This window comes from Piscinibacter gummiphilus, assembly GCF_032681285.1.
In the GTDB taxonomy this organism is placed as follows: Bacteria; Pseudomonadota; Gammaproteobacteria; order Burkholderiales; family Burkholderiaceae_C; genus Rhizobacter; species Rhizobacter gummiphilus_A.
The window spans coordinates 1,134,809-1,157,171 of sequence record NZ_CP136336.1 but is presented as its reverse complement, the minus strand read 5'-3'; the positions used below and the strand labels follow the sequence as shown (position 1 = coordinate 1,157,171).

At 67.6% G+C, this 22,363-nt stretch carries 27 protein-coding genes; 17 read left to right on the top strand and 10 right to left on the bottom strand.

The features are described 5' to 3' along the window. The first annotated feature begins 18 nt into the window (after window positions 1–18). From RXV79_RS05585 to RXV79_RS05515, 15 genes are all read left to right on the top strand, one after another. Window positions 19–1,182 (top strand): ABC transporter substrate-binding protein, encoded by a 1,164-nt coding sequence (locus RXV79_RS05585; protein WP_316702481.1) that lies wholly within the window; start codon window positions 19–21, stop codon window positions 1,180–1,182. Between the two features lie 4 nt (window positions 1,183–1,186). Beyond that, complete coding sequence (locus RXV79_RS05580; protein WP_316702480.1) at window positions 1,187–2,053, top strand: branched-chain amino acid ABC transporter permease; 867 nt, start codon at window positions 1,187–1,189, stop codon at window positions 2,051–2,053. Continuing rightward, window positions 2,050–2,910 (top strand): branched-chain amino acid ABC transporter permease, encoded by an 861-nt coding sequence (locus RXV79_RS05575; protein WP_316702479.1) that lies wholly within the window; start codon window positions 2,050–2,052, stop codon window positions 2,908–2,910. Before RXV79_RS05580 ends, RXV79_RS05575 begins: the two co-directional genes overlap by 4 nt. A gap of 1 nt (window position 2,911) precedes the next feature. After that, the gene (locus RXV79_RS05570; RefSeq protein WP_316702478.1) at window positions 2,912–3,682 is read left to right on the top strand and encodes an ABC transporter ATP-binding protein; all 771 of its coding nucleotides are present in this window, start codon (window positions 2,912–2,914) and stop codon (window positions 3,680–3,682) included. Beyond that, a complete protein-coding gene (locus tag RXV79_RS05565) occupies window positions 3,675–4,382 on the top strand; it encodes an ABC transporter ATP-binding protein (protein ID WP_316702477.1) in 708 nt (235 codons plus the stop codon). Before RXV79_RS05570 ends, RXV79_RS05565 begins: the two co-directional genes overlap by 8 nt. A gap of 10 nt (window positions 4,383–4,392) precedes the next feature. Further along, window positions 4,393–5,181, top strand: a complete 789-nt coding sequence (locus tag RXV79_RS05560) for an N-acyl homoserine lactonase family protein (RefSeq protein ID WP_316702476.1) — start codon at window positions 4,393–4,395, stop codon at window positions 5,179–5,181. Window positions 5,182–5,268: 87 nt separating this feature from the next. Further along, on the top strand, window positions 5,269–5,661 hold the full coding sequence (locus RXV79_RS05555) for an MAPEG family protein (RefSeq protein ID WP_316702475.1): 393 nt from the start codon (window positions 5,269–5,271) through the stop codon (window positions 5,659–5,661). A 231-nt stretch (window positions 5,662–5,892) separates the two neighbouring features. Next, window positions 5,893–6,492, top strand: coding sequence for a hypothetical protein (locus RXV79_RS05550; RefSeq protein WP_316702474.1), 600 nt, complete (start codon window positions 5,893–5,895; stop codon window positions 6,490–6,492). A gap of 84 nt (window positions 6,493–6,576) precedes the next feature. Continuing rightward, on the top strand, window positions 6,577–7,506 hold the full coding sequence (locus RXV79_RS05545; protein WP_316702473.1) for a hypothetical protein: 930 nt from the start codon (window positions 6,577–6,579) through the stop codon (window positions 7,504–7,506). Window positions 7,507–7,600: 94 nt separating this feature from the next. After that, window positions 7,601–8,041 carry a hypothetical protein gene (locus RXV79_RS05540; RefSeq protein WP_316702472.1) on the top strand — a complete coding sequence of 147 codons (441 nt, stop codon included), beginning with the start codon at window positions 7,601–7,603 and terminating at the stop codon, window positions 8,039–8,041. 37 nt (window positions 8,042–8,078) lie between these two features. Next, window positions 8,079–8,597 carry an RDD family protein gene (locus RXV79_RS05535; protein WP_316702471.1) on the top strand — a complete coding sequence of 173 codons (519 nt, stop codon included), beginning with the start codon at window positions 8,079–8,081 and terminating at the stop codon, window positions 8,595–8,597. Between the two features lie 257 nt (window positions 8,598–8,854). Further along, a complete protein-coding gene (locus tag RXV79_RS05530) occupies window positions 8,855–9,253 on the top strand; it encodes a PPC domain-containing DNA-binding protein (protein WP_316702470.1) in 399 nt (132 codons plus the stop codon). A gap of 36 nt (window positions 9,254–9,289) precedes the next feature. After that, the gene (locus tag RXV79_RS05525; protein WP_316702469.1) at window positions 9,290–10,165 is read left to right on the top strand and encodes a hypothetical protein; all 876 of its coding nucleotides are present in this window, start codon (window positions 9,290–9,292) and stop codon (window positions 10,163–10,165) included. 45 nt (window positions 10,166–10,210) lie between these two features. Further along, window positions 10,211–10,873, top strand: coding sequence for a hypothetical protein (locus RXV79_RS05520; protein WP_316702468.1), 663 nt, complete (start codon window positions 10,211–10,213; stop codon window positions 10,871–10,873). Window positions 10,874–11,013: 140 nt separating this feature from the next. Further along, window positions 11,014–12,147 (top strand): GGDEF domain-containing protein, encoded by a 1,134-nt coding sequence (locus tag RXV79_RS05515; RefSeq protein ID WP_316702467.1) that lies wholly within the window; start codon window positions 11,014–11,016, stop codon window positions 12,145–12,147. Window positions 12,148–12,153: 6 nt separating this feature from the next. On the opposite strand, the gene tcuB is transcribed toward RXV79_RS05515, so the two are convergent. The 3 genes from tcuB to RXV79_RS05500 all read right to left on the bottom strand — a co-directional run bounded on the left by tcuB (window position 12,154) and on the right by RXV79_RS05500 (window position 15,758). Next, window positions 12,154–13,284 carry a tricarballylate utilization 4Fe-4S protein TcuB gene (tcuB, locus tag RXV79_RS05510; RefSeq protein ID WP_316702466.1) on the bottom strand — a complete coding sequence of 377 codons (1,131 nt, stop codon included), beginning with the start codon at window positions 13,282–13,284 and terminating at the stop codon, window positions 12,154–12,156. Then, the gene (gene tcuA, locus RXV79_RS05505; protein ID WP_316702465.1) at window positions 13,277–14,674 is read right to left on the bottom strand and encodes an FAD-dependent tricarballylate dehydrogenase TcuA; all 1,398 of its coding nucleotides are present in this window, start codon (window positions 14,672–14,674) and stop codon (window positions 13,277–13,279) included. The genes tcuB and tcuA overlap by 8 nt, the downstream gene beginning before the upstream one ends. Before the next feature lie 94 nt (window positions 14,675–14,768). Continuing rightward, complete coding sequence (locus tag RXV79_RS05500) at window positions 14,769–15,758, bottom strand: Bug family tripartite tricarboxylate transporter substrate binding protein (RefSeq protein WP_316702464.1); 990 nt, start codon at window positions 15,756–15,758, stop codon at window positions 14,769–14,771. 60 nt (window positions 15,759–15,818) lie between these two features. Here RXV79_RS05500 and RXV79_RS05495 point away from each other — a divergent pair, with 60 nt between their 5' ends. Next, window positions 15,819–16,697: a caspase family protein gene (locus tag RXV79_RS05495; RefSeq protein ID WP_316702463.1), complete on the top strand. Its 879-nt coding sequence runs from the start codon at window positions 15,819–15,821 to the stop codon at window positions 16,695–16,697. 14 nt (window positions 16,698–16,711) lie between these two features. On the opposite strand, the gene RXV79_RS05490 is transcribed toward RXV79_RS05495, so the two are convergent. The 6 genes from RXV79_RS05490 to RXV79_RS05465 all read right to left on the bottom strand — a co-directional run bounded on the left by RXV79_RS05490 (window position 16,712) and on the right by RXV79_RS05465 (window position 20,442). Further along, the gene (locus tag RXV79_RS05490) at window positions 16,712–17,389 is read right to left on the bottom strand and encodes a hypothetical protein (protein ID WP_316702462.1); all 678 of its coding nucleotides are present in this window, start codon (window positions 17,387–17,389) and stop codon (window positions 16,712–16,714) included. Window positions 17,390–17,427: 38 nt separating this feature from the next. Further along, entirely contained in the window at window positions 17,428–17,877 is a 450-nt protein-coding gene (locus RXV79_RS05485; protein ID WP_316702461.1) for an SRPBCC family protein, read from the bottom strand. Continuing rightward, on the bottom strand, window positions 17,874–18,221 hold the full coding sequence (locus tag RXV79_RS05480; RefSeq protein ID WP_316702460.1) for an ArsR/SmtB family transcription factor: 348 nt from the start codon (window positions 18,219–18,221) through the stop codon (window positions 17,874–17,876). The genes RXV79_RS05485 and RXV79_RS05480 overlap by 4 nt, the downstream gene beginning before the upstream one ends. A 1-nt stretch (window position 18,222) precedes the next feature. Next, on the bottom strand, window positions 18,223–18,900 hold the full coding sequence (locus RXV79_RS05475) for a glutathione S-transferase family protein (RefSeq protein WP_316702459.1): 678 nt from the start codon (window positions 18,898–18,900) through the stop codon (window positions 18,223–18,225). A gap of 79 nt (window positions 18,901–18,979) precedes the next feature. Then, on the bottom strand, window positions 18,980–19,576 hold the full coding sequence (locus RXV79_RS05470; protein WP_316702458.1) for a flavin reductase family protein: 597 nt from the start codon (window positions 19,574–19,576) through the stop codon (window positions 18,980–18,982). Then, window positions 19,573–20,442, bottom strand: coding sequence for an isocitrate lyase/PEP mutase family protein (locus tag RXV79_RS05465; protein WP_316702457.1), 870 nt, complete (start codon window positions 20,440–20,442; stop codon window positions 19,573–19,575). The genes RXV79_RS05470 and RXV79_RS05465 overlap by 4 nt, the downstream gene beginning before the upstream one ends. A gap of 98 nt (window positions 20,443–20,540) precedes the next feature. Here RXV79_RS05465 and RXV79_RS05460 point away from each other — a divergent pair, with 98 nt between their 5' ends. Next, window positions 20,541–21,437, top strand: a complete 897-nt coding sequence (locus RXV79_RS05460) for a LysR family transcriptional regulator (RefSeq protein WP_316702456.1) — start codon at window positions 20,541–20,543, stop codon at window positions 21,435–21,437. Here RXV79_RS05460 and RXV79_RS05455 read toward each other — a convergent pair. Further along, on the bottom strand, window positions 21,434–22,354 hold the full coding sequence (locus tag RXV79_RS05455) for a LysR substrate-binding domain-containing protein (RefSeq protein WP_316702455.1): 921 nt from the start codon (window positions 22,352–22,354) through the stop codon (window positions 21,434–21,436). The genes RXV79_RS05460 and RXV79_RS05455 overlap by 4 nt on opposite strands. Window positions 22,355–22,363: the final 9 nt, after the last annotated feature.

Below are 22,363 nucleotides of genomic sequence, written 5' to 3'. Positions count from 1 at the left end.
ATCAGACGGAGACAACCCATGACCCTGCTCAAGCCCCTGGCCCTCGCGGCCCTCATCGCGTTCAGCAGCGCGCCCTTCGCTCAGGAGACGCTCAAGATCGGCGCCCTCGTCACCCTCTCGGGGGCCGGCGCCGCCTGGGGCACTGGCATGCAACACGCGGCCGAGCTCGCCGCCGACGACGTCAACGCCAAGGGCGGGCTCGACGTGGGCGGCAAGAAGTACAAGGTGCAGGTCATCGCCTACGACGACAAGTACCAGGCCAACGAAGCGGTGACGGTGGCCAACCGACTCGTCTACGACGACAAGGTCAAGTACATCATCGGCCCGGTGGGCTCGGCGCCGGTGCTGGCCATCCAGCCCATCACCGAGAAGAACCAGGTCGTCGTGATGACGCTCGGCTTCACCGCCAAGGCGCTGGGCACGGACAAGCTCTACACCTTCCGCCCCAACGTGACCACCGCCGAAGTGGCTGGCCCGCAGATCGAGTGGGTGGTGAAGACGCGCAACGTGAAGCGCGTGGGCGCCCTCTTCCCCAACGACGAAACCGGCCAGCAGATCGCGAAAGACCTGACCACCGCCTACGGCAAGGTCGGCGCCGACCTCGCGGCGAAAGAATTCTTCGAACGCGACCGCGTGGACTTCGTGCCGCTGATTACCCGCATCCTCGCCGCCAAGGTCGACGCCATCGAACTCGACGGCAACTCGCCCAGCACCGCCGGCCTCATCACCAAGCAGGCGCGCGAGCTCGGCTTCACCGGCACCATCATCCGCACCGGCGGCCCCGCCACGCAGGACATCGTCAACGTGGCCGGCAAGCAGGCCACCGAGGGCCTGCTGGTTCACACGCCCATCGACCCCAAGCTGCCCAGCACCGCCGCCTACGCGCAGGCCTACGCCGCCAAGTACAAGCGCGCGATGAACGGCTTCAGCCCGGCGTTCTACGACGGCACGCACCTGCTCTTCGAAGCCATGCGCAAGGCCGGCACCGTGAGCGACACCGCCAAGGTCGTGGCCGAGCTGGAGAAGATCAAGGGCCACAAGGGCGCCTTGGGTGAATCGTCGTGGACGGGCAAGGCCGCCTATGGTGTCGACCACCAGCTCGACGCGCCGTTCTACGTGGCCGAGGTGAAGGATGGGCAGGAAGTGATCCGCGCGCGTTGCACCGCGAGCGGCTGCAAGTAATCCGGTGGACCTGTCCCTGCTCATCGGCCAGGCCGTGGTCAACGGCCTGGTCGTCGGTCTGCTCTACCTGCTGATGGCGGTGGGCTTCACGCTCGTCTTCGGCGTGATGCGCATCGTGAACTTCGCGCACGCCGAGTTCTACATGCTCGGCGCCTTCGTCACCTTCATCTGCGTGACCCGCTTCGAGTTGCCCTTCCTGCCGAGCGTGGCGCTCACCTTAGTGATCGCGGTGCTGGTGGGGTGGGTCATCGAGTGGGCGGTGCTCAAGCCCTTCCGCCACGACGAGCTCAACGGAATGATCGCCACCATTGGCCTCGCGATGATCCTGCAGAACGGTGCGCTGATGCTCTTCGGGCCCGACCCGCAGAGCATGCCGAGCGTGGCCACGGGCGTGCTGCGCCTGGGTGACCTGCTCGTGCCCAACTCGCGCGTCTACGTGGTGCTGTGCTCCGCGGCCGTGCTGCTGGCGATGTGGCTCTTCCTTCGCTACTCGCGCACCGGCCGAGCGCTGCGCGCGGTGGTGCAAGACATCGAGATCGCGCAGATCCAGGGGATCAAGGCGCGGCTCATCTACCCGCTGGGCTTCGGCCTCGGCGTGGGGCTCGCCGCCGTGGCCGGGGGGCTGATGGCGCCGCTCTTCTCGGTGTCGCCCTTCATCGGCGCGGGGCCGATGCTTAAGGCCTTCATCGTCGTCATCCTCGGTGGGCTCGGCAGCATTCCGGGAGCGGCGCTCGCCAGTCTGCTGCTCGGCATCACCGAGAGCGTGGCCGGCACCTTCCTCAGCACCAGCACGGCCGACATCCTCATCTTCGCGCTGGTGATCGGCATGCTGGTCGTGCGGCCGAGCGGCCTGCTGGGGCGGCCGGAATGACCGACTTCCACGTCCACCTCGCGGTGCTCGTCTGCCTCAACGTCGTCATCGTGAGCGGGCTCGCGCTCATCAGCCGCACCGGCCAGCTCTCGCTCGGCCACGGTGCCTTCGTCGGCATCGCGGCCTATGCCGCCGTGCTCGCCCACATGAAAGCAGGCTGGCCCTTCTGGCTCTCGGCGCTCGGGGGCATCGCGGCCGCTGCGCTGGTCGCACTCGTGCTGGGCTGGGTGATCCTGCGGCTGCGTGGTGTGTACTTCGTGCTCGTCACCTTCGCCTTTGCCGAACTCGTGCGCCTGGCCCTGCTCGACTGGTCGGCCCTCACGGGCGGTGCCAACGGCATTGCCGGCATTCCACCGGCCACGCTCTTCGGCGTGGCGTTCGACACCAAGGCGCGGTTCCTGGTGCTTGCGCTCGGCGTCGCCGCCGCCAGCGCTTTCTTCCTCAAGCGGCTGGCCACCACCCCCACCGGCCACGCCTACGACGCCGTGTCCGAGAACCCGGCGCTCGCCGAGGCCAGCGGCCTCAACGTGCATCGCCTGCAACTGCAGGCCTTCGTGATCGGCTGCGCCATCGCCGGCCTGGGCGGCGTGCTGCTGGCGCACTACGTGGGCTTCGTGTCGCCCGAGTCGTTCAACACCACGCTCTCCATCAACGTGATCGTGATGCTCGTGATCGGCGGGCGGCAGAGCGTGTGGGGCCCGCTCATCGGGGCGGCCATCCTCACGCCATTGCCTGAACTGCTGCGCGGTGCCGTGCAGACGCAGCACATCTTCTACGGCGCGGCGCTGATCCTCATCCTGCATTTCATGCCGGGTGGGCTGGCGTCGTTGCCCGGGCGCTTCGCGAAAGGCCGCTGAGATGCTGGAAGTGCACGGCCTCTCCAAGACCTTCGGCGGCCTCGCCGCACTGAAGGACCTGAGCTTCTCGGTGCAGCCCGGCCAGATCGTCGGCCTGATCGGGCCCAACGGTGCCGGCAAGACCACGGCCTTCAACCTCATCAGCGGCACGCTGCCGCCGAGCGCCGGCACCGTGCGCTTCAAGGGGCATGACATCACCGGTGGGCCCCCGAGCCGCGTGGTGAAGCTCGGCCTCGCGCGCACGTTTCAAAACACTTCGATCTACCCCAAGGCCACCGTCGCGCAGAACGTGTACCGCGGCGCGTTGGCGCGGCTGGGCACGTCGCTGCCCAACCAGCTCTTCAGTGACGGCGCGACACGCACCGCGCTCGCCCGACTCCACGAGCAGGTCGACGAGGTGCTCACGCTGCTGGGGCTTGCCTCGCAGCGCGACGCGCTCGCCGGCAACCTCTCCTACGGCCACCAGAAGCGCCTGGGTGTCGCCATCGGCCTGGCCACGCAGCCTGAGATGCTGCTCCTCGACGAGCCCGCCGCCGGCCTCAACCCCGAAGAGTCGGCCGCCTTCGGCGAGCTGCTGCGCTCGCTGCGGACGCAACGCCAGCTCACCCTGCTGCTGGTGGAGCACCACATGGCTCTCGTCATGGGGCTGTGCGAGCACATCGTGGTGCTGGTGCAAGGCCAGAAGATTGCCGAAGGCACGCCACAAGCCGTTCGCGACAACCCGCAGGTGATCGAGGCCTACCTCGGCGCGCCGGAGGAATTCCATGCTTGAGGTGCAAGGCATCGCCGTGCGCTACGGTGCGCTCGAAGCCGTGCGCGACGTGTCGTTCACCGTCGAGCCGGGCCAGATCGTGGCGCTCGTCGGGGCCAACGGCGCCGGCAAGAGCACCACGCTCAAGGCGCTGATGGGCATGCTGCCGCTGGCGCGTGGCAGCGTGCGCTGGCAGGGCGACCCGATCGAGCGCCTGCCCGCCGACCAGCGCGTGGTGCGCGGCCTGGCCCTGTCGCCCGAAGGCCGGCGCCTCTTCCCGCGCATGACGGTTCAAGACAACCTGCTCGTCGGCGCGCACACCGTGCGTTCGCGCGCCAGCGTGCGGCGCAGCCTGGAGCGGGTGCACGCGCTCTTCCCGCGCGTGGCCGAGCGGCGGCACCAGCTCGCCGGCTCGCTCTCGGGCGGCGAGCAGCAGATGGTCGCCATCGGCCGCGCGATGATGGCCGAGCCGCAGGTGCTGATGCTCGACGAGCCCTCGCTCGGCCTCGCGCCGAAGATCGTGGCCGAGATCGCAGGCGCCATCCAGCGCATCAACCAGGAGGCGAAGCTCGCGGTGATCCTGGTCGAGCAGAACGCCCGCATGGCGCTGCGCCTCGCGCACCAGGGCCATGTGTACGAGCAAGGCCAGGTGATCCGCTCGGGCCCCGGGGCTCAGCTGCTGGCCGACCCGTTCGTGCAGACTGCGTACCTCGGTCTCTGAGACACACGACATGGACACCTACGAGGTCTACGCGATCAAGTACGCCAGCATGCCGCGCCGTCGGCGTGACAACTTCCTCCCGGCCGACGACCACGACGGCCCGATGCCGATGGACTTCTTCGTCTGGCTGCTGAAGGGCAAGACGAGAAACATCCTCGTCGACACCGGCTTCAGCCAGGCCACCGGCGTGAAGCGCAACCGCCAGTGGCTGCGCTGCCCCATCGAGGCCTGCCGCTCGCTTGGTGTCGACCCGGCAACCATCGGTGACGTGATCCTCACCCACCTGCACTACGACCACGCCGGCAACCTGCCGCTGCTGCCGAATGCACGCTTCCACGTACAGGACAGCGAACTCGACTACGCCACCGGCCGCTGCATGTGCCACGCCACGATGCGCCACGCCTATGCCGTCGACGACGTGGTGGAGCTCGTGCGCAAGGTCTACGCTGAGCGCGTGAGCTTCCACGCCGGCGACAGCAGCGTCGCACCCGGTGTGGAGCTGCTGCTGGTCGGCGGCCACACCAAGGGCCTGCAAGCCGTGCGCGTGCACACCGAGCGTGGCTGGGTGGTGCTCGCGTCCGACGCCAGCCACTACTACGAGAACATCGAGGGCCTGCGGCCCTTCCCCATCGTCTTCAACGTGGCCGACATGCTCGAGGGCCACCGCCGCCTCATGTCGCTCGCCGGCTCGCCCACGATGCTCGTGCCCGGCCACGACCCCGAGGTGCTGGCGCGCTACCCCCGCGTCGAGGGCGACGCGGTCGGGACGGCGCTCCTGCATCGGCCGCCGACGCGCTGACGACAACCCGGTCGAGAGCCGAAGCTGGCGCCCTGCCCGGCCGGGCAGGCATGATCGCGCCTGCCCAACACCACCAAGGAGCCCCACGTGACCCGACTGCTCACCCTCGTCGTCGCCATGACCGTGCTGACCTGGCTCGCCATCATCGTGGCCAGCATGCTGCGCTCGAAGGGCGACATGAAGCTCGCCCTGAGCAACCGAGACCACCTGCCCGAACCCTCCCCGCTGGCGGCGCGCGCCGACCGGGCGGCGCAGAACACGAAGGAGAACTTCATCCTCTTCACCGCGCTGGCCGCCGCCGCGCTGGCCGTGGCGCCGGCCAATGCGCAGGTGCTGCTCGGCGCGCAGATCTTCTTCTGGGCGCGGGTGGTGTACCTGCCGGTGTACTACTTCGGCATCCAGGGGGTGCGGACGGCGGTGTGGGCGGTGGGCATCGTGGGGCTGGGGGTGATGGCGGCGGCGTTGCTGGGGTTGCCTTGATCTGTGCACTCTGGAGTGATGGCGTCCAAGCTCATCGGGCGACCTCGACACTCCGACTAGACCGAGAGGGTCCGACACCGTGCTGAACCATGTGGTCGGGGTATGACTTGATGTGGACTGAAGATCTAACCATTTATGGTTAGGGATAGGACTTTGCGGCGACATGCGCATTACCCGTGCGCCGTTCATGTCACGTTAGGCGCGACAGTCAATTAAACAGGGAGAGAACGCATGAAGACGACCTTAGCAGACACGATTCTTAATGCCACTAGCTTCGTGGTCAGTCAGCTGTCCTTCGAATGGCTTTTGACGAGGGCCAAGCGATCCAATGGCGGCGCGATTGTCTTCCTGCGAGCGCTTCTTACAAGCTTCGTTCTCTACGTGCTGGCAGTCCTTCTTAGATACGCCGTAGGTGGATACCAATCGCCAAACCTCCTAGAGGCGTTTGCAGAGAAGCTGCCTTGGTTCGGCGCTCTCTTCGGAGCAATCTATTTGGCCCTGTACTCAAGATTCGCGTCGCAATGGACCTACGTCGCAAATGTTTATAACCAAATCAAATCTGCCGAGGCACGCGCAACCTCAACAGAGCACCAGCTCGCAATTGATCAGTGGAAAGCGGGCTTTATTGAAGACGCTCAGGAGCTCCACCTCGCGACCAAAGGAATCTTTGCTGGCGTGATCAAGGTCTGGCTTCAGATCGAGAACGTGAGAAGCAACTTTGTCGCGCACGCCCCTGGTGGTACGGCTCGCCTCAATGAATTGGAAGAACGGGTGCGCGTCGCCTGCGCTATGCAAGCCCGAGCTTACGAACGCAAGAACGGTGGCGCCTAACCCTTCCAGTGAGAGGCGCTGCCCGGCAAGCCGGTCAGCGCCTCTCATGTCAAACGTTAGCAATCACTGAACAGAGCGCACCTCATGGCAAAGCAACTTTCACCGGCAGGCATCATGGCCCTCAAGGAGGCTCTCTGCTCCGTCTACTGGTACAAGTCGGAACTTAGGGGCTTCTTACAACTTTGCCTCTCGAAGCCAGGCCTTCTCAACAATTTCAACTGGGAAAACTACAAGCGACAAATTGCATCGGATGTGGTCGATCATCTGGTCGCTAACCCGGAAGCTCATCTTGGTGATCTAACGAAGATTTGCTATGAGCTTTGCAAGCTCACAGACTTTTCGCATCTGAAGCCCCTGGACGACGGTCCACAGAAAGTCGAAAAGGCAAGAAATGCGGTCAATCAGCTGAAGCAGCTGGTTCAGCCACATCAGGAATTTCAGAAGGAGCAGGACGATATCAAGCAGCGGCAAGCGCTTGCCGCAAAGAAGCTTCGGGAAAACGCCGCGGTACGGCAGAAGCTGGAAACCATCAAGGCCCGCTACATGGCTTTGGTGGGATCAGAGAACGCTCAAAGTCGTGGCTTCGAGCTAGAACGCGTGATGTACGAACTCTTCGAGCTCTTTGACCTAGATCCAAAGGCCTCATTCAAGAACCTAGGTGAACAGCTTGACGGCGCTTTCTCGCTCGAAGGCACTGAGTACCTCTTCGAAGCTAAATGGCAGAAGGAACTCATAAACAAGGCCGACTTGGCCGTGTTCTCTGACAAGGTCAGAACTAAGCTGGAAAACACGCTTGGGGTCTTCTTGTCGATCAACGGTTTCTCGGTAGACGGTGTCACAGCTCATCAGGCTGGCGGGGCGTCGATCCTTTTGGTAGATGGAGGTGACCTCATGGCCGTCTTTGAGGAACGAATTGACTTCACGAGCTTGCTTCTTCGCAAAAAGAGGCATGCGGCACAGACCGGCAATATCTATTTCAGCTACTACCAGATGGTTGCCGCGGGTGCTGGCTAACGCTTCCCCCGACAGAACGCCGTCCTGCAAGTCGCGGCGAGGCATTCGTGTCACAAGCTGGAACTCACAGGACGCCCGCACGCCGAAGCTCCTCTTGGCCGCGATCATCGCAGCCCTCTCCCTCGGCTGCTCCGAGATGCGCAACAGCACCGGCACGATCAGCAAGCGCATCGGCGAAGTCGTGCACACCCCTGGCGCCACGGAAGTCGACTTGAGCAAACTCACGACTTTCGGGTGGGAGTACTTCTACGTCTCCAAACCCGGCGTCACCCGCGAAGAAGTCTGCAAGCTCATCAACGCCGGCAGAAACGTCTGCGGCCGGATCATCCGGATCGAGAAGGCGCCAGACGATCACGTCTACCTGCTGTTCGGCCTCAACGGGCAGCTCACGCACATCGAGCTGCACGCTCTCGACAACGGGCGCTTCGACATGCAGATCGGCGACGAAGGGCACCCCAAGGCCAAGTCGGTGTTCAGGGTAAGACGCAACCTCTCCGGTTCCGACCATGACGTCATCTACCTGGAGCCGAAGTGACGCCCAACACTTCCAATACCACCCGCCTACTTCCACCATGACCACCAACCGCTACGCACCCCCCTCCTCCGAAGTCGCCGACCCGGCCGCCACCCAACTCGAATACGCCGGCTTCTGGATTCGCACCGGCGCCGCGTTGATCGATGCGGTCTTGATCGTCGCGATCACCTATCCCATCCTCTACGCCCTCTACGGCGCCGACTACTTCGACGACGAGAAGAAGGGCTTCATCGCCGGCCCGGCCGACTTCCTGCTCACGTACGTGGCGCCGGCCATCGCCTCCATCGTGTTCTGGCTCAGCAAGCAGGGCACGCCGGGCAAGCTGGCGCTCTCGCTGCGCGTCGTCGACGCACGGTCCGGCGACACCCTCTCGGTGGGCCAGTCGATCGGCCGCTACCTCGCCTATTTCGTCTCGATGATTCCCCTGGGCCTCGGCATCATCTGGGTCGGCATCGACGCCCGCAAGCAAGGCTGGCACGACAAGCTGGCCAAGACCGTGGTGGTGCGCGCCAAGGCCTCGACCACCCGCCCCGTGGTGTTCAACCGGAAGGGCTGAGCCGCCGTCGCGGGGGCACGAGGCGCCCGATCTTCGTCGCCCTCACGGCGCCTCTTGCAGCGGCCACACCTCCACCACGCAGCGCACCGCCGGCCTTGAGCCGGGCGTCGTGCGCATGCGCGGCCTCTCGAACGGGCGGGTCGGTTCTCTCGTAACCTTGCGAGTCTCCGTAGCCCACTGTGATGAACTTCGCCATGCTCGGCTCCTGTTGCCCAGAGGCAGATGCGGGCAAGCGTCGTTCCCCCGGAGCTCTTGCATTGGACCTTCACCCCGTTCGCCTGACACCCGGCGCCGACCTCCGCCGCGCGTTGGAAGCGCTCGCCACCGCATCTGGGGCCGATGCCGCGTTTGTGGTGGCGGGCATCGGCAGCCTCGTCAACGCCCGGCTTCGATATGCAGGCGAACCCGCCGAAACCGACCTCGCAGGCCCGCTTGAGATCCTGAGCCTGAGCGGCAGCCTCAGCGCATCGGGCGCGCACCTTCATGTGTCGGTCTCCGACGCTTCGGGCCGGGTGCTCGGGGGCCACCTGGGCCACGGCAGCATCGTCAGGACGACGGCCGAGATCCTGCTGGCGCCGCTGCCGGGCTGGTCGCTCGCGCGCGAGCCCGACCCGGCCACCGGCTTCATGGAGCTGGTGGTTCGCAGGAAAATCTAGGCCTCTGTTTGCACGCAAGTGAATTGCCAACCCCACATGACCCCACGACACCTGCTCACCCTCGTCCTGGCCTCCCTGGCCCTGTGCGCCCATGCGGCGGAGCCGTTCCAGTTGAAGGTCAGCGAGCTGCTGCAATCGGAGCGTGCCCAGAAGTTTCTCGACCCCAGCATCAAGCTGTATTGGGGTGACGCACCCACACCCCCCTTCCCCGAGATCACGCGGCAGGACATCAACACCGGGCTCAGCATGAACTCGGGGCTGTTCTCCCGCGGCTCGAAGGAGCATTGCATCGCGGCCTTCGAGAATGCACTCGACACGCTGGTCAAGACCGCCCGCAGCGGCGGCTTCGATGCCGCTTTCGACATCCGCGTCGGGCAAGGCCGGACGCCCACGAACGACTTCGAAAGCTTCCAGTGCACGCCCGCCTACACCGCCACCGACGTTCGCCTGTGGGCCTCGTTCGCGATGACGCCGGATGCGGCCCAACGCTTCGCGCAGGCGCAGCTGAAGCAAGCCAGCCTGCCCGCGCGAGAGCCCGCGAAGGGCGCGATCTTCATGCCGGTGGCCTCCGTCGTCGCAAGCCCGGAGCTCAAGAAGATCCTGGGCCGCCACGTGCGCGCCTATTGGGGCACGGAGGCGCCCGAGTACGACGAGCGCAGCCTCAATCCGGACGACTACTCGGAAGAGGTCACGATCGGCACGCTTGCCCCTGAAGAGGCTTGCCGGCAGGCCGCGCTCAAGACGCTCGGCGTGATGGTCAAGGCCGCGAGGAAGGACGACTTCGATTCGATCATCCGCATCCGCAGCTACCACCGCGATCAGTTCGCACCCAACCCCACCGACATCGAATGCGAGTTGGGCAAGAAGGAGGCGAGCGTCACCTTGAGGGCCTTCATGGCCAACCGGAAATAGGCGCGCGGCGTCTACGTCGTTTCACCCCCGCCCCGGAGCACACCCATGCCCGCCCTTCCGCCCGAACACCACCAGATCGACCACCGCACCATCAAGCTGCTCGTCGGCGTGATCGCGATCACGCTGTCGTGGCTGACGAGTGCGTTTGCCAACAACACGCTCACCTCCATCAGCGCCGCCTACTTCGAGAGCGGCTGGTCGCAGGTGATCTTCATCGGCTTCCTGTTTGCCATCTCGGCGCTGATGCTGGCGTACAACGGCTACAGCAAGCTGGAAATGGTGCTGTGCAAGGTGGCGGCGCTGTGCGGCATCGTCATCGCGATGTTTCCCTGCCGCTGCGTCGACCGCGAAGAGATCATCAAGGGCGTGCACGGCGGCGCGGCGATCGTGCTGTTCCTGATCCTCGCGTATCTCTGCTGGGGCTTCTTCCGCCGCGCGCGGGCCAAGCACCACAAGCGCGCCAACGTGCGCTCCTGGATCTACGCGGTGTGCGGCATCGCGATGCTCGTGTCGATCGGGGCGCTCGCCATCGAGACCTTCACGCAGGGCGGCATGACGCAGCACGTGCACAGCCGCTTCGTGTTCTACGGCGAGGCCCTCGGGCTCGTGGCCTTCGGCGTTTCGTGGCTCACGGCGAGCCGCACGCTGCCGTTTCTCACGACCGAAGACGAGCGCTTTTCGCTCGTGCGGCGCCACAACCCCGACTGACGCGCGGGTATCGGCGTGACCTGCATCACGCCGCCCACCTGCCGCCGCTCAGGAATGGCGAGCAGTTGCCGATCACAGCAGCACGCATGCCCCGCTCTGAAAGCAGTCTGAGCGGAGGCCTCTGCGTTCTCGACTTCGGCATGAACACCACCCTTCCCGTCGTGCCCGCCACCCCGGCCGGCGAACGCCCGCGGCTCGACGCCCGTGGCACCTCGACGCGTGGGCATGTGCGGGCCTCCTGGGGCGTGCTCGGGTTCATCGCGAGCGACACGGCGCTGCTCGCCGGCTACGCGCTGCTCGGGCACGTGTCGGCCCACGCGGTGCTGATGTATGCGCTCGCGGGCCTCGGTCTCTTCGGCACCTACCGCCTGGGCATCGCCCTCGGCTGGCACCAGCGGTTGCGCGGCATGCTGCTGACCCTCGTCATGACGCCGCTGGTGTCGCTGCAGCTGCTGGGCACGGCGTTCTGGGTGCCGCAGGTCGGCCTGCTGATGTTGATGACCCTCATCCCGACCGTCGCGATGACGGCGCTCATCCTCCCCACGCGCTACCTCGGAGCGCTGTGCCTCCTGCTGGGCGCGTGCAGCGCCATGCTGGTGGCCACGCACGGCGCTGCCCTCAGCCTGCCGATGCAGGCAGGCGCCGAGGCGGCGCTCACCGCCATCTGGTTCACCATGCTGCTCGGCCGCGTGGCAACGCTCAGCGTGCGCGGCACGCAGCTGCGAAATGCGCTCACGCAAAAGAGCGCAGATCTGGCCGAAGCCCTGCAGAAGCTGGAGGCCATCGCCACCCACGACGAGCTGACCGGCCTGCTCAACCGCCGCGCCGCGATGGCGATGCTGGCGAACGAGGCACAGCGCGCAGACCGCAGCGGGCAGGCCTTCAGCGTGGCGCTTTTCGACATCGACCATTTCAAGCAGGTCAACGACACGCTGGGCCACGCCACGGGCGACGAGGTGCTGCGCCGCTACGCTGCCGCCATGCTCGGCGCCACACGCGCAGCCGACCGCTTTGCGCGCTACGGCGGCGAGGAGTTCCTGCTGCTGATGCCCGACCAGCCTCAGGTGCACGGTGCCCTGCAGGTGGCCGACCGGCTGCGCCTGCTGACCGCGCAGCATCCGTGGCACGAGGTGGCCGAGGCGCTGGCGATCACCGTCTCGGCGGGTGTGGCGACCCAGCGGCCGGGTGAGACCACCGCGCAACTGCTGGCGCGGGCCGACGGTGCGCTCTACGCCGCCAAGCACGCCGGGCGCAACCGCGTGCAGGCCGGCTGAACCACCCTACTCGCCCACGCCCAGCGTGTTGGGCTGGCGTTTCTCGATGGCCCACTTCAACAGCGCCGCGACGCGGAAGACACCGTGCGCGAACTTGCCATACGGCAGCGTGAGAAAGAGCGCCATCACCGCCCCGAGATGCACGCACAGCGCCAACGGCAAGGCCGGCGTGCCGCGCAGCAGCATCAGCACCAGGCCGCTGGCGGCGGTGAGGAAGAGCAGCGCGATGAAGCCGCGGTCCATCGGGCGCTGGGCCGCATCGCCCTGTGCGGGGTGGCGCTTCACGTTAAGGCGCCACAGGCCCAGCGTGCCGATCACGAGCGACACACCGCCTGAGATGCCCAGCAGCTTCGGGATACTCGTGACGCCGTACGGCGCCTGCCAGCCGAGCAGGTAGTGGTAGAGCGTGGCCATGCAGGTGGCCGCAAAGCACAGCATGAAGCCGTAGAAGGTGAAGTGGTGGAAGCGGCGGCGCGCGAGCGTGTAGCGGTCGTCGGCTTCGTTGCAGCCCTCGCCGTGGCCCCCGTCGAGGTAGCGCAGGCGCAGCGCATCGTGGGCCGCCTCCCCCACGGCCTCGGCCGATGCGGCGCCGGGCGAGATGCCGCGCCAGAAGCGCCGCACGGCCATCGCCAGTGCGAAGACGACGAAGAGGAACACGGGCGCGAAGAGGCTCACCATCAGGCCATGCGGAAACACCGCGTAGAAGTTGCCGCCCTCCACGGCTTGCCAGAGGCTGCCCTGCCGCGCCACGGCCAGCAGGAGGAAGAGCGCGAGCCCGGCCGCCAGCGCAAGCGACAGCACCAGCCCGTTGCGCTTGTAGAGCGCCCCGAGCGCGGCGGGCCACGCATGGTCGGCATACGTCTCGCCGCGCACGCGCGCCATGGCCTGCGGCACATTGACGGCGAACTCGTGCGGCGCAGCGTACTGGCAGGCGTGCAGGCAGGCGCCGCAGTTGTGGCAGAGGTTGGCGAGGTAGTCGACGTCGGCCGCAGGGAACGAGAGGCGGCGCGTCATCGCGGGGAAGACGGCGCAGAAGCCTTCGCAGTAACGGCAGGCGTTGCAGATGGTCAGCACGCGCTCGACCTCGGCTTGCGCCGCGCCGAGCGGCACGATGGGAATGACGCGCGCCTCAGACATGCTGGCCTTCTCTCAAGGCGGCACGTGCCGCGCTCGTGCCGGCGATGCGCCCGAAGGCCGTGCCGATGCTCATGCCCACACCCGCGGTGTAGCCCTGGCCGAGCACGTTGCCGGCCATCATCTCGCCGGCCACGAAGAGGTTGTCGCTCGGCACGCCGTTGAAGTGCACCGCGGCGTGCTCGTCGGTCTTCAAGCCGAGGTAGGTGAAGGTCACGCCGGGCTTGAGCGCGTAGCCGAAGAAAGGCGGCGTGGTGAGCGGCAGCGCCCAGTGCGTCTTGGCGGGGGCGACGCCCGAGGTTGCGCAATCGTCGAGCACGGTGTGGTCGAAGTGGCCGGGGCGGCAGGCGGCGTTGTAGCGGTCGAGCGTGTGCATGAAGGTGGCCTCGTCGAGCCCGAGCTTGTGCGCCAGTTCGGCGAGCGAGTCGGCCTGTGTGCCGGGAAACACCGGCGGCATGAAACGCCCCACCGCCTTCGCATCGATGATCGACCACGCGATCTGCCCCGGCTGCTGGGCCACGAGCCGGCCCCAGATCGCGTAACGCTTGGGCCAGAAGTCTTCGCCTTCGTCGTAAAAGCGCTTCGCCTCGCGGTTGACCACCACCCCGAGCGAAACGCAGTCGATGCGGGTGCAGATGCCGCCGTCGTAGAGCGGTGCGCGCGCGTCGATGGCGACCATGTGCGCCTGCGTCGGGTCGCCGATGGCATCGGCGCCGCTGTCGATCAGGTGCTTGAGCAGCACGCCGCGGTTGAAGCGCGAGCCGCGGATGAGGAAGTTGTCGGCCGGCCACTCGCCGCGCTCGTTGCGGCCCCAGGCTTCGCGCAGCCATTCGCGGTTGGACTCGAAGCCGCCCGCCGCCAGCACGCAGGCCTTGGCGGCGAAGCGGCGCTCGCCCGAGTGCGCGGCGACGAAGCGGCCCTCCTGCAGTTCGATGCGGTCGACCGGCGTCTCGTAGCGGACCTTCACGCCAAGCGCTTCGGCGCTGCGGTAGTAGGCGTTGACGAGCGCCTTGCCGCCGCCCATGAAAAACGCGTTGGTGCGTGCGGTGTGCAGCGCGCCCGAGAGCGAGGGCTGGAAGCGCACGCCGTGCGAGCGCATCCAGTCGCGGCAGGTCGACGAGGCGCGGATCACCAGGCGCGCCAGGCGCTCGTCGGTCTTGCCGCCGGTGACCTTGAGCAGGTCTTGCCAGAACTCCTCTTCGGGGTAGGCGTCGACCAGCACGTCTTGCGGCGCGTCGTGCATGCAGCGCAGGTTGCGCACGTGCGGCGAGTTGCCACCACGCCATTCGCGCGGCGCGGATTCGAGCATCAGCACCGAGGCGCCGGCCTCACGCGCCATCAGCGCGGCACACAGGGCGGCGTTACCGCCGCCGATCACGAGCACATCGACCATATCGGCCCGCACTCTAGGCGGCACGGCAGAGCAGCGCTAGACGGACCGGCGGCAAGGCCCCTTCAGCGTTCGTGAAGACCGGAAGTGGGCAGGCTCACTCCGGCTCGATCTTCGCGGCGCGGATCACCGCCCCCCAGCGGTCGATCTCGCTCGCGAGCAGCCGCTCGAGCTCCGCCGGCGAGCTGGCGGCCACACGCATGCCGAGCTTCGCCAGCTTGTCGCGCACCGCCGGCGAGGCCAGCGCTTCACGCGCCGCGCGGTTGAGCACGTCGACCACCGCGGCCGGCGTGCCGGCCGGTGCGGCCAGCGCATTCCACGAGGCCACGTTGTAGCCGGCCACGCCGGCTTCGATGGCGGTGGGCACCGCGAGCAGCGCCGGGTTGCGCCGGTCGGACGACACGGCCAGCGCCTTCACCACGCCGGCCTGCACCTGCGGCAGCATCGGCCCGAGGATCTCGAAGGCGAGGTCGATCTCGCCGCCGCGCAGCGCGGCCAGCACCGCGGGGCTGCCCTTGTACGGCACGAGCGTGAATTCGAGCCCCGCCACCGTCTCGAACATCTTGGCCGCGAGGTGCTGCGTGCTGCCGGCCGTGATGGTGCCGACGTTGAGCCGGCCTTTGTGGGCTCGGGCGAAGGCGAGCACGTCTTGAAGCGACGCGAAGCGCGAACCCGTGGCCACGAAAAGGCCGAGGTCGAAGTAGCCGAGCGTGCTGATGCCGACGAAACTCTTCTTCGTGTCGTAGGGCAGCTTCCGGAAGAGGCCCACGCTCACCGCGTTGCCGTTGCTCATGAGGAGCAGCGTGTGACCGTCGGGCCGGGCCGACGCCACCACCTGGCTGGCCACGATGCTGCCGGCGCTCGGCCGGTTGTCGACGACCACCGGCTGCCCGAGTTGCAGCGCCATCGACTCGGCCACCGCACGGGCCGTGATGTCGGCGATGCCACCGGGAGCGAACGGCACGATCAGCGTGATCGGCTTGTCTGGAAACCTGGCCTGCGCGCGCACGAAGCGTGGCAGTGCCGCAGCGGCACCCAGCAGCGCTACGGCGCGTCGCCGCTGCGGGGAAAAGGGGGGCGTTTTCATGGGCCGCAGTATGTCCCTCGATCGATATCATGGTTGCCACTTCGGGACGTGAAAGCCAGCATGAGACTCTTCCAGTTCATGGCCCTCGCCGTGCTTGCAGCCGGCTTGCTCGGCGGTTGCGCGAGCCCATCGCCCAAGGCCGACAAGGTGGCGCTCGTGATCGGCAACGCCGGCTACGACAACGTGGTGAAGCTCGTGAACCCCACGAACGACGCCGCCGACATGTTCACCTCGCTGAAGAAGCTCGGCTTCAAGGCCACCTGCGCGACCGACGTGCGCGACCGCGCCGAGTTCGACCAACTGGTGAAGGCTTACGTGGCCACGCTCGATGCCGGCGCGGTGGGGGTCTTCTACTACTCGGGGCACGGCGTGCAGGCCGGCCACGGCAACTACCTCATCCCGACGCAGGTGCAGTTGAAATCAGCCGCCGAAGACCCGACACGCGTGCTCTATGCGGTCGACGACCTGTTCGACCGCCTGCGCCAGCGCCGCGCGCGCTTCCAGCTGGTGGTGCTCGACGCCTGCCGGGCCGACCTCTTCGCCCAGGCCGAGCACAAGCCCGGCTCGCGCAGCGCGGCCGCACCCCGCTCCAACCTCGTGCGCGCCCTCGAAACGGTGGCCCGCGCAAGCAACGGCCTCGCCCCCATCAAAGACGCACCGCCCGGCACCATGGTGCTCTACGCCACGGCGTCGAAAGACCTCGCGTTCGACGGCGACGGCCGCAACGGGCCGCTCACCAAGCACATCCTCGAACACATCGAGACCCGCGGCATCTACGTCGAAGAATTCATCAAGCGGGTGACGCTCGGCGTGGAGCAGGAGACCTTGCGCAAGTACCGGAAGCGCCAGACGCCCTTCATCTACGGATCGTTCAGCGGCAAGTTCTGCTTTGCCGGCTGCCCGGGCGACCACGACGTGCCGGTGCCGCCCGCCTTCTGATCGCACAACGCGAATCAGAACGAGGCGAGCGCGCCGAAGGTGAAGCCCTGCGTGAGGTCGCGGCCGTCCTGGCCGGGCAGCGCGTCTTTGGAAGTGAGCACCTGGGTGCGGTAGCCGAGGGTGAAGGTCACCGCCTTGACGAAGGTGGCCGTGGGCAGCGTGTAGGCGAGGCCGAGCTCGCTCAGGCGGTAGTCGGCATCGAACTTCACCGTGCTGTCGCCGGTGCTCTTCATCCAGCCCATGCCGAAGGAGCCGTAGAGCGAGAAGTCGCGGCCGAGCGGCGCGGTGCCGCTCAGGCCGAGCACCGGGCCGCTCAGGCGGTAGACGTCGGTCGCGCCGGCCTGCTCGATCTTCTTGTAGCCCGCCGTCACCGCCACGCCGGGGGTGAGGTAGTAGCCGAAGTTCACGTCGAACTCCTTGCGCTTGCCGCGGCCGCCGTCGAAGAAGGTGTATTCGGTGTTCGGGTAGAGGCTCATCGAGCCGGTGAAGTTGTGCCAGCGCGCGCTGATCACCGGCAGCCAGACGAGCTCGTCGTCGGCAGGCGCCTGGATCACGTTGCCTCCAGCGTAGCTGAAGGTGTCCCACTGGGTGTGCCAGGCGCGCAAACCCACCGACACGGAAGGGCCCGACGCCTGCGCGTGGGCCAGCGTGGCAGCGCCGAGGGCGGCGGCAGCGATGAACAGCGTCTTCATGCGAATCTCCTGTAGGCCGGCGGGGCTGCCATCATGGCTCAGAGCACCCCGGCGAGTCGATCCAGGCCTTCCTCGGTGCCACGCAGGCGCTGGGCGCGGTCTTCGTGGCCATCGAGGTAGGCGAGCTGCTCGGTGTAGACCATGCGGGTGCCGCGCTGGACCGGCGAGAACTCCACCGTCACGAGCGAAACCGAAAGCCGGCGCCCATCGACGCCGATGTCGTAGGCGAAGACGATGCGGCGCGGCTCGGTGATGTCGAAGAACACCTTGTCGATGACCTGCACACGGCCGTCGGGATAGGCCACCTCGTGGTGCTCGCGGCCAAGCGGACGGAAGTCGAGGCTGTAGGCGGTGGTGTGCTCGGCGTGGCAATCGGACCAGGCACGTTTCACCTCGGGGTCGGCCCAGGCGCGGAACACCGCCTCGGGCGTGGCGGCGAATTCGCGTTCGAGGATGAAGTCGGTGTGGGTCGCGGGAATGTGCTTCATCGCTTTTCCTTGTCCTTCTGGGCCGCGAGGTAGGCGTCGAGCCGGTCGAACTGGGCGTTGAGCTGCGTCTTGCGCCGGGTGACCCAGGCTTCCATCGCGTCGAGCGCCTTGGGCTCGATGGCATAGGTGCGCACACGGCCGGTCTTCTCGGACGCGACGAAGCCGCCGCGCTCGAGCACGGCCAGGTGCTTGACCACCGAAGGCAAGGCGAGGCCGAGCGGCTCGGCCAGCTCCGACACCGACGCGGGCCCGCGGCTCAGGCGGTCGAGCATGCCGCGGCGGCTGGCGTCGGCCAGCGCGAAGAACATGCGGTCGAGCCGCGCGGGGTCGGTGATGGCGCGCATCTCAGGCGGTGGCCGGGTCGTAGAAGCGCTTGGCCAGGCCGGCGCGGCCGGGGTAGTACTTGAAGAAGGGCTTCGCCTGCTCGATGGTGCGGGCGACCGACGGGCGCGCCATCAGGCGCTCGACATACGCGGCCAAGTGACGGAGCTCAGGCGGCGGCGCGACGTAGGTCACGGCGTAGAAGAGCGACGGCGCGGCGGCGCAGTCGGCCAGCGTGAAGGCTTCGCCCGTCACCCAGGTGCGGCCGGCGAGCTGGTGGTCGATCATCCCGTAGGCCATCAGCAGCTTGGCATTCGCCTCGGCCACGTTGATCGGGTCACGATCGGCCTCGGGACGCAGCAGGTCGCTGGTGCGGGCCTGCATCGGCGTCATGACGTAGAGGTCGAAGAGGCGGTCCCAGAGGCGCACGTCGAGTGCGGCGTCGGCCTCGTCGGGGATGAGGCGATGTTGCGAGTAGCGCTGCAGGTACTCGATGGCGATGCTGGTCTCGGGCACCACGCGGCCGTCGTCCACCAGCAGCGGCATCTTGCCGGTGGGCCAGAGTTCGAGAAAGGCGCTGCGCTCGGCCGGGTCGCCGAGGTTGAGCAGGCGTTTGTCGACCTCGATGCCCAGCTCGTCGAGGGCGATCAGAACCTTGTGGCAATAGGACGAGAGCGGGTGGTAATGCAGCGTGAGGGCCATGCGGCGACGCCTTGATAGTTTCCTGATTAGGAAACTATAGGCCTCTTGCCGGAATGGCGCAAGACGGTTTCCACATCGGCTAAGTTTTTGGCGTGAGCGGCTTGGGTGTGAGCGGCAGGGCCTGCTCGCTGCGCTGCAGCCACGCGAAATTGCCACCACCCAGGTGGTGCAGCGTGTGCAGCTCGGTGTTGTCGTCACGGAACGACCAGCGACCACGCTCGAACACCCGCGCATCGGCCGCCGCCCACACCACTTCGGCGAAGCAGGTGTCGTAGGCGTCTTCGGTGTGCGCCTCAGGGATCAGGCGGCACTCCATCCAGGCGACCGCATCGGCTGCGAGTGGCAGGCCCAGCACGGGGCCGTTGAAGCTCGCGATGCCGTATTGATCGAACTTGTCGCTCACCTCGCGGCCAGAAACGGTGCCCACCGCATAGGTCTCGCTCAACAGCGCGCGCCCTGGGAGGCTCACGCTGAAGCCGCCGCTGGCCGAAATCAGCTCACGGGTGTACGTCGTCTTGTCGATGACGATGGCGATGCGCGGCGGTGTGAATTCCACCGGCATCGACCACGCCGCGGCCATCAGATTGCGCCGGCCCCCGTGGGCACTGCCCACGAGCACGGTCGGGCCGTGGTTGATGAGGCCGGAGGCATGGTGCAGGTCGACGGGTTGTCTCATTCAATGAGTCTAGGCCGCTGCGCCCACGCGCGCTCGAAGAGGGCATTCAGTTCGCCCTGCGGCAGCTGCCCTTCGGCATAGCCCACGGTGCCCTGCTCGCGCAGCTCGAGGGCCGCCCGCCGCACGAGGCCGAGGGCCGCGCGTGCGATGGAGCCGCCCACGCTGATGCGCTTCACGCCCACGTCGATCAAGGCCCTGGCGCTGGAGGCCGATTCGTTGAGCCCCACCACCAGGTTGAGCGGGCCCACGATCTCGCGCACCAGCGTGCGGGCACGCTCGGCATCGGCCACGCCGGGGGTGAACACACAGTCGGCACCAGCCGCGAGGAAGCGGTTGCAGCGCTCGATGGCGGTCCACAGCCCCTGGTCGCCGCCATGCTGGACGGCATCGGTGCGCGCATTCAGCACGAAGGCCTTGCCGGAGGCCCGCACCGCCGCGTGTGCCGCTGCGATGCGCGCAACGGCCTCGGCCTCGTCGAAGAGCCGGCCGGTGGCGCGGTCGGTGTCTTCGATGTTGCAGCCCGCCGCGCCGGTGGCCATCGCCAGACGCACCGACTCGGCCACCTGCTCGGGCGTGTCGCCGTAGCCGGCTTCCAGGTCGGCGTTGACAGGCAGTGCCACGGCAGCGGCGATGCGGCGCACGGCGTCGAGCGTCTCCTCGCGGGTGACGGCGAGGGTCGCGTTGCGCACGTTGAAGTCGGGCTTGCCGAGCGAGAACGCAATGCCGGCACTGGTGGTGCCGATGGCGGCGAAGCCGGCCTCGGCCAGCAGCACGGCAGTGCCCGCGTCCCACGCGTTGGGCATCACGAAGCCGCGCTCGGCACGGTGCAGGTTCAGGAAGGCGAGGCCGGGGTCGGGTCGGGTCATGGCGGGCTCCTTGGGTGACGGATTGGCAGCATCGTCGGGGCTGGGCATGCGTGCGTCAAACGCATAATATTCCTCCGATCGATCGACAATATGCATACATGGATTCCGAGGCCCTGGCCACCTTTCTCGCCGTGCACCGACGCGGCGGCGTCTCGGCGGCGGCCGATGAACTGGCGCGCACGCAGTCGGCCATCAGCCGCCGCCTTGCGCTGCTGGAACAGGAGGTGGGCGCCCCGCTCTTTGAGCGCATCGGCCGCGGGCTGGTGCTGAGCGAGGTCGGCGCCGCCCTGCTGCCCTACGCTGAGCGAGTGGCCGCGGCCATCGGCGACGCTCAGGCTGCCGCCGAGGCAGCGCGCACCGGCGCTGGCGGCACGGTGCAGGTGGTGACCGTGGGCACGCTCGCCAACGCCGCGCTCGCGTCGGCCTTGCAGCGCGCGCGGGCCCGCCAGCCGGGGCTGGACCTGCGCCTGCAGACCGCGACCAGCGCCGAGGTGAGCGCGCAGGTGCGCTCGGGAGCGGCCTCGATCGGCCTGCGCTACTTCGACGACGCCGGCGCCGGCCTGGAGTGCCGCACGGTGCACACCGAGCGCCTGGTGGTCGTGTGCTCACCCTCGCATCCGCTCGCAGGCAAGCGAGTGAAGACGCTATCGCAACTGGCCGGTGAGCGCTGGCTGGCCTTTCCCGCGCCGGAGCGGCGCTCGGAAGCGTTTGCGACCACCGTTTTCGCCCAGTTCACCACCCGTGGCATCGACCGGCTCGACTGGATCGCGATCGACAGCCTGACCGCGCAGAAGCGCCTGGTGCAGGCCGGCTTCGGCCTCGCGCTGCTGCAGGCGAGCGCGGTCGACGAAGAGCTGGCGAAGCGCGAACTCGCCGTGCTGAAGGTGGGCGATCTCGACGTGGCGGTGCCGGTGGTGCTGGTCACACGCCAGGGCGGCTACCTGAGCGGCGGCGCGAAGGCGGTGCTGCGCGAGCTGATGCGACCGGTTCGCTAGCGAAGCCTCGCACCGGCCCACAGCCCGGCGCCGACCAACTCGCGCACCACGTCACCGATCACCACGCGCGTGGCCAGCGCCACCGGCGAGAGCTCGTCGTCCGACAGGCTTGCCAGCAGGTTGCGGCGCTGCGCACCGGCGTCGGCCACCTTCACCACCTGCAGGTTCTCGCCGGGCAGGCGGGCCGTGGCGGCGCCGGGCTGCACCGTGGCCGCCCAGCCGGCGCGCACGGCATCCATGAGGATCGCCAGCCCGTCGATGTCGGCCACGATGCGCGGCCTGCACTTCGCGCGGGCGAAAGCCTGGTCCACCACCGCACGCAGGCCGTGCGTTCCGCTGGGCATCACGAGCGGCAGGTTCGCCAGGTCTTTCAGGCGCACCTGCTTGCCGCGCGGCATGCCGGGCAGGCTGGCAGCACCGATCAGGTACAGGCCCTCGTCGAGCAGCGGGCCCACGCTGAAGCGCTGCTCCGCATCAGTCTCGAAAAGCACCGCCAGGTCGAGCTGGCGCGCGTTGAGCATGGCCGACAGGTTGCCCGAGAGGCTCTCCACCAGGTGCAGGCGAATCTCGGGGTAGCGCTCACGCATTGCCTGCATCAGCGGCAGCGCGAGCACGGAGGCGGTCGACGGCGCGAGGCCCACGCTCACGCGCCCGGCGAGGCGCTGCTGCTGCGCGGCCTGCGCCGCCTCGTCGGCATGGCGCACGGCGAGCTGCGCCTGGCGCCAGAAAGCCACACCCGCGTCGGTGGGCACCACGCCGGTCGGGCTGCGTTGAAGCAGCCGGGTGGCCAGCTCGCTTTCCAGCCGGCTGATCTGCTGGCTGAGTGCCGAGGTGACGACGCCCAGGTCGGCCGCCGCACGGCCCATGCTGCCGAGTTCGACGACGCGGATGAAGTAGCGAAGTTGGCGCAGTTCCATCGATCAATG

What these genes read in the sequence shown, in the direction of transcription:
- RXV79_RS05585 (WP_316702481.1), top strand. Translation starts at nt 19, where the DNA reads ATGACCCTGCTCAAGCCCCTGGCCCTCGCGGCCCTCATCGCGTTCAGC.
- RXV79_RS05575 (WP_316702479.1), top strand. Translation starts at nt 2,050, where the DNA reads ATGACCGACTTCCACGTCCACCTCGCGGTGCTCGTCTGCCTCAACGTC.
- RXV79_RS05570 (WP_316702478.1), top strand. Translation starts at nt 2,912, where the DNA reads ATGCTGGAAGTGCACGGCCTCTCCAAGACCTTCGGCGGCCTCGCCGCA.
- RXV79_RS05565 (WP_316702477.1), top strand. Translation starts at nt 3,675, where the DNA reads ATGCTTGAGGTGCAAGGCATCGCCGTGCGCTACGGTGCGCTCGAAGCC.
- RXV79_RS05560 (WP_316702476.1), top strand. Translation starts at nt 4,393, where the DNA reads ATGGACACCTACGAGGTCTACGCGATCAAGTACGCCAGCATGCCGCGC.
- RXV79_RS05550 (WP_316702474.1), top strand. Translation starts at nt 5,893, where the DNA reads ATGAAGACGACCTTAGCAGACACGATTCTTAATGCCACTAGCTTCGTG.
- RXV79_RS05545 (WP_316702473.1), top strand. Translation starts at nt 6,577, where the DNA reads ATGGCAAAGCAACTTTCACCGGCAGGCATCATGGCCCTCAAGGAGGCT.
- RXV79_RS05535 (WP_316702471.1), top strand. Translation starts at nt 8,079, where the DNA reads ATGACCACCAACCGCTACGCACCCCCCTCCTCCGAAGTCGCCGACCCG.
- RXV79_RS05525 (WP_316702469.1), top strand. Translation starts at nt 9,290, where the DNA reads ATGACCCCACGACACCTGCTCACCCTCGTCCTGGCCTCCCTGGCCCTG.
- RXV79_RS05520 (WP_316702468.1), top strand. Translation starts at nt 10,211, where the DNA reads ATGCCCGCCCTTCCGCCCGAACACCACCAGATCGACCACCGCACCATC.
- RXV79_RS05515 (WP_316702467.1), top strand. Translation starts at nt 11,014, where the DNA reads ATGAACACCACCCTTCCCGTCGTGCCCGCCACCCCGGCCGGCGAACGC.
- tcuB (WP_316702466.1), bottom strand. Translation starts at nt 13,284, where the DNA reads ATGTCTGAGGCGCGCGTCATTCCCATCGTGCCGCTCGGCGCGGCGCAA.
- tcuA (WP_316702465.1), bottom strand. Translation starts at nt 14,674, where the DNA reads ATGGTCGATGTGCTCGTGATCGGCGGCGGTAACGCCGCCCTGTGTGCC.
- RXV79_RS05500 (WP_316702464.1), bottom strand. Translation starts at nt 15,758, where the DNA reads ATGAAAACGCCCCCCTTTTCCCCGCAGCGGCGACGCGCCGTAGCGCTG.
- RXV79_RS05495 (WP_316702463.1), top strand. Translation starts at nt 15,819, where the DNA reads ATGAGACTCTTCCAGTTCATGGCCCTCGCCGTGCTTGCAGCCGGCTTG.
- RXV79_RS05490 (WP_316702462.1), bottom strand. Translation starts at nt 17,389, where the DNA reads ATGAAGACGCTGTTCATCGCTGCCGCCGCCCTCGGCGCTGCCACGCTG.
- RXV79_RS05485 (WP_316702461.1), bottom strand. Translation starts at nt 17,877, where the DNA reads ATGAAGCACATTCCCGCGACCCACACCGACTTCATCCTCGAACGCGAA.
- RXV79_RS05480 (WP_316702460.1), bottom strand. Translation starts at nt 18,221, where the DNA reads ATGCGCGCCATCACCGACCCCGCGCGGCTCGACCGCATGTTCTTCGCG.
- RXV79_RS05475 (WP_316702459.1), bottom strand. Translation starts at nt 18,900, where the DNA reads ATGGCCCTCACGCTGCATTACCACCCGCTCTCGTCCTATTGCCACAAG.
- RXV79_RS05470 (WP_316702458.1), bottom strand. Translation starts at nt 19,576, where the DNA reads ATGAGACAACCCGTCGACCTGCACCATGCCTCCGGCCTCATCAACCAC.
- RXV79_RS05465 (WP_316702457.1), bottom strand. Translation starts at nt 20,442, where the DNA reads ATGACCCGACCCGACCCCGGCCTCGCCTTCCTGAACCTGCACCGTGCC.
- RXV79_RS05460 (WP_316702456.1), top strand. Translation starts at nt 20,541, where the DNA reads ATGGATTCCGAGGCCCTGGCCACCTTTCTCGCCGTGCACCGACGCGGC.
- RXV79_RS05455 (WP_316702455.1), bottom strand. Translation starts at nt 22,354, where the DNA reads ATGGAACTGCGCCAACTTCGCTACTTCATCCGCGTCGTCGAACTCGGC.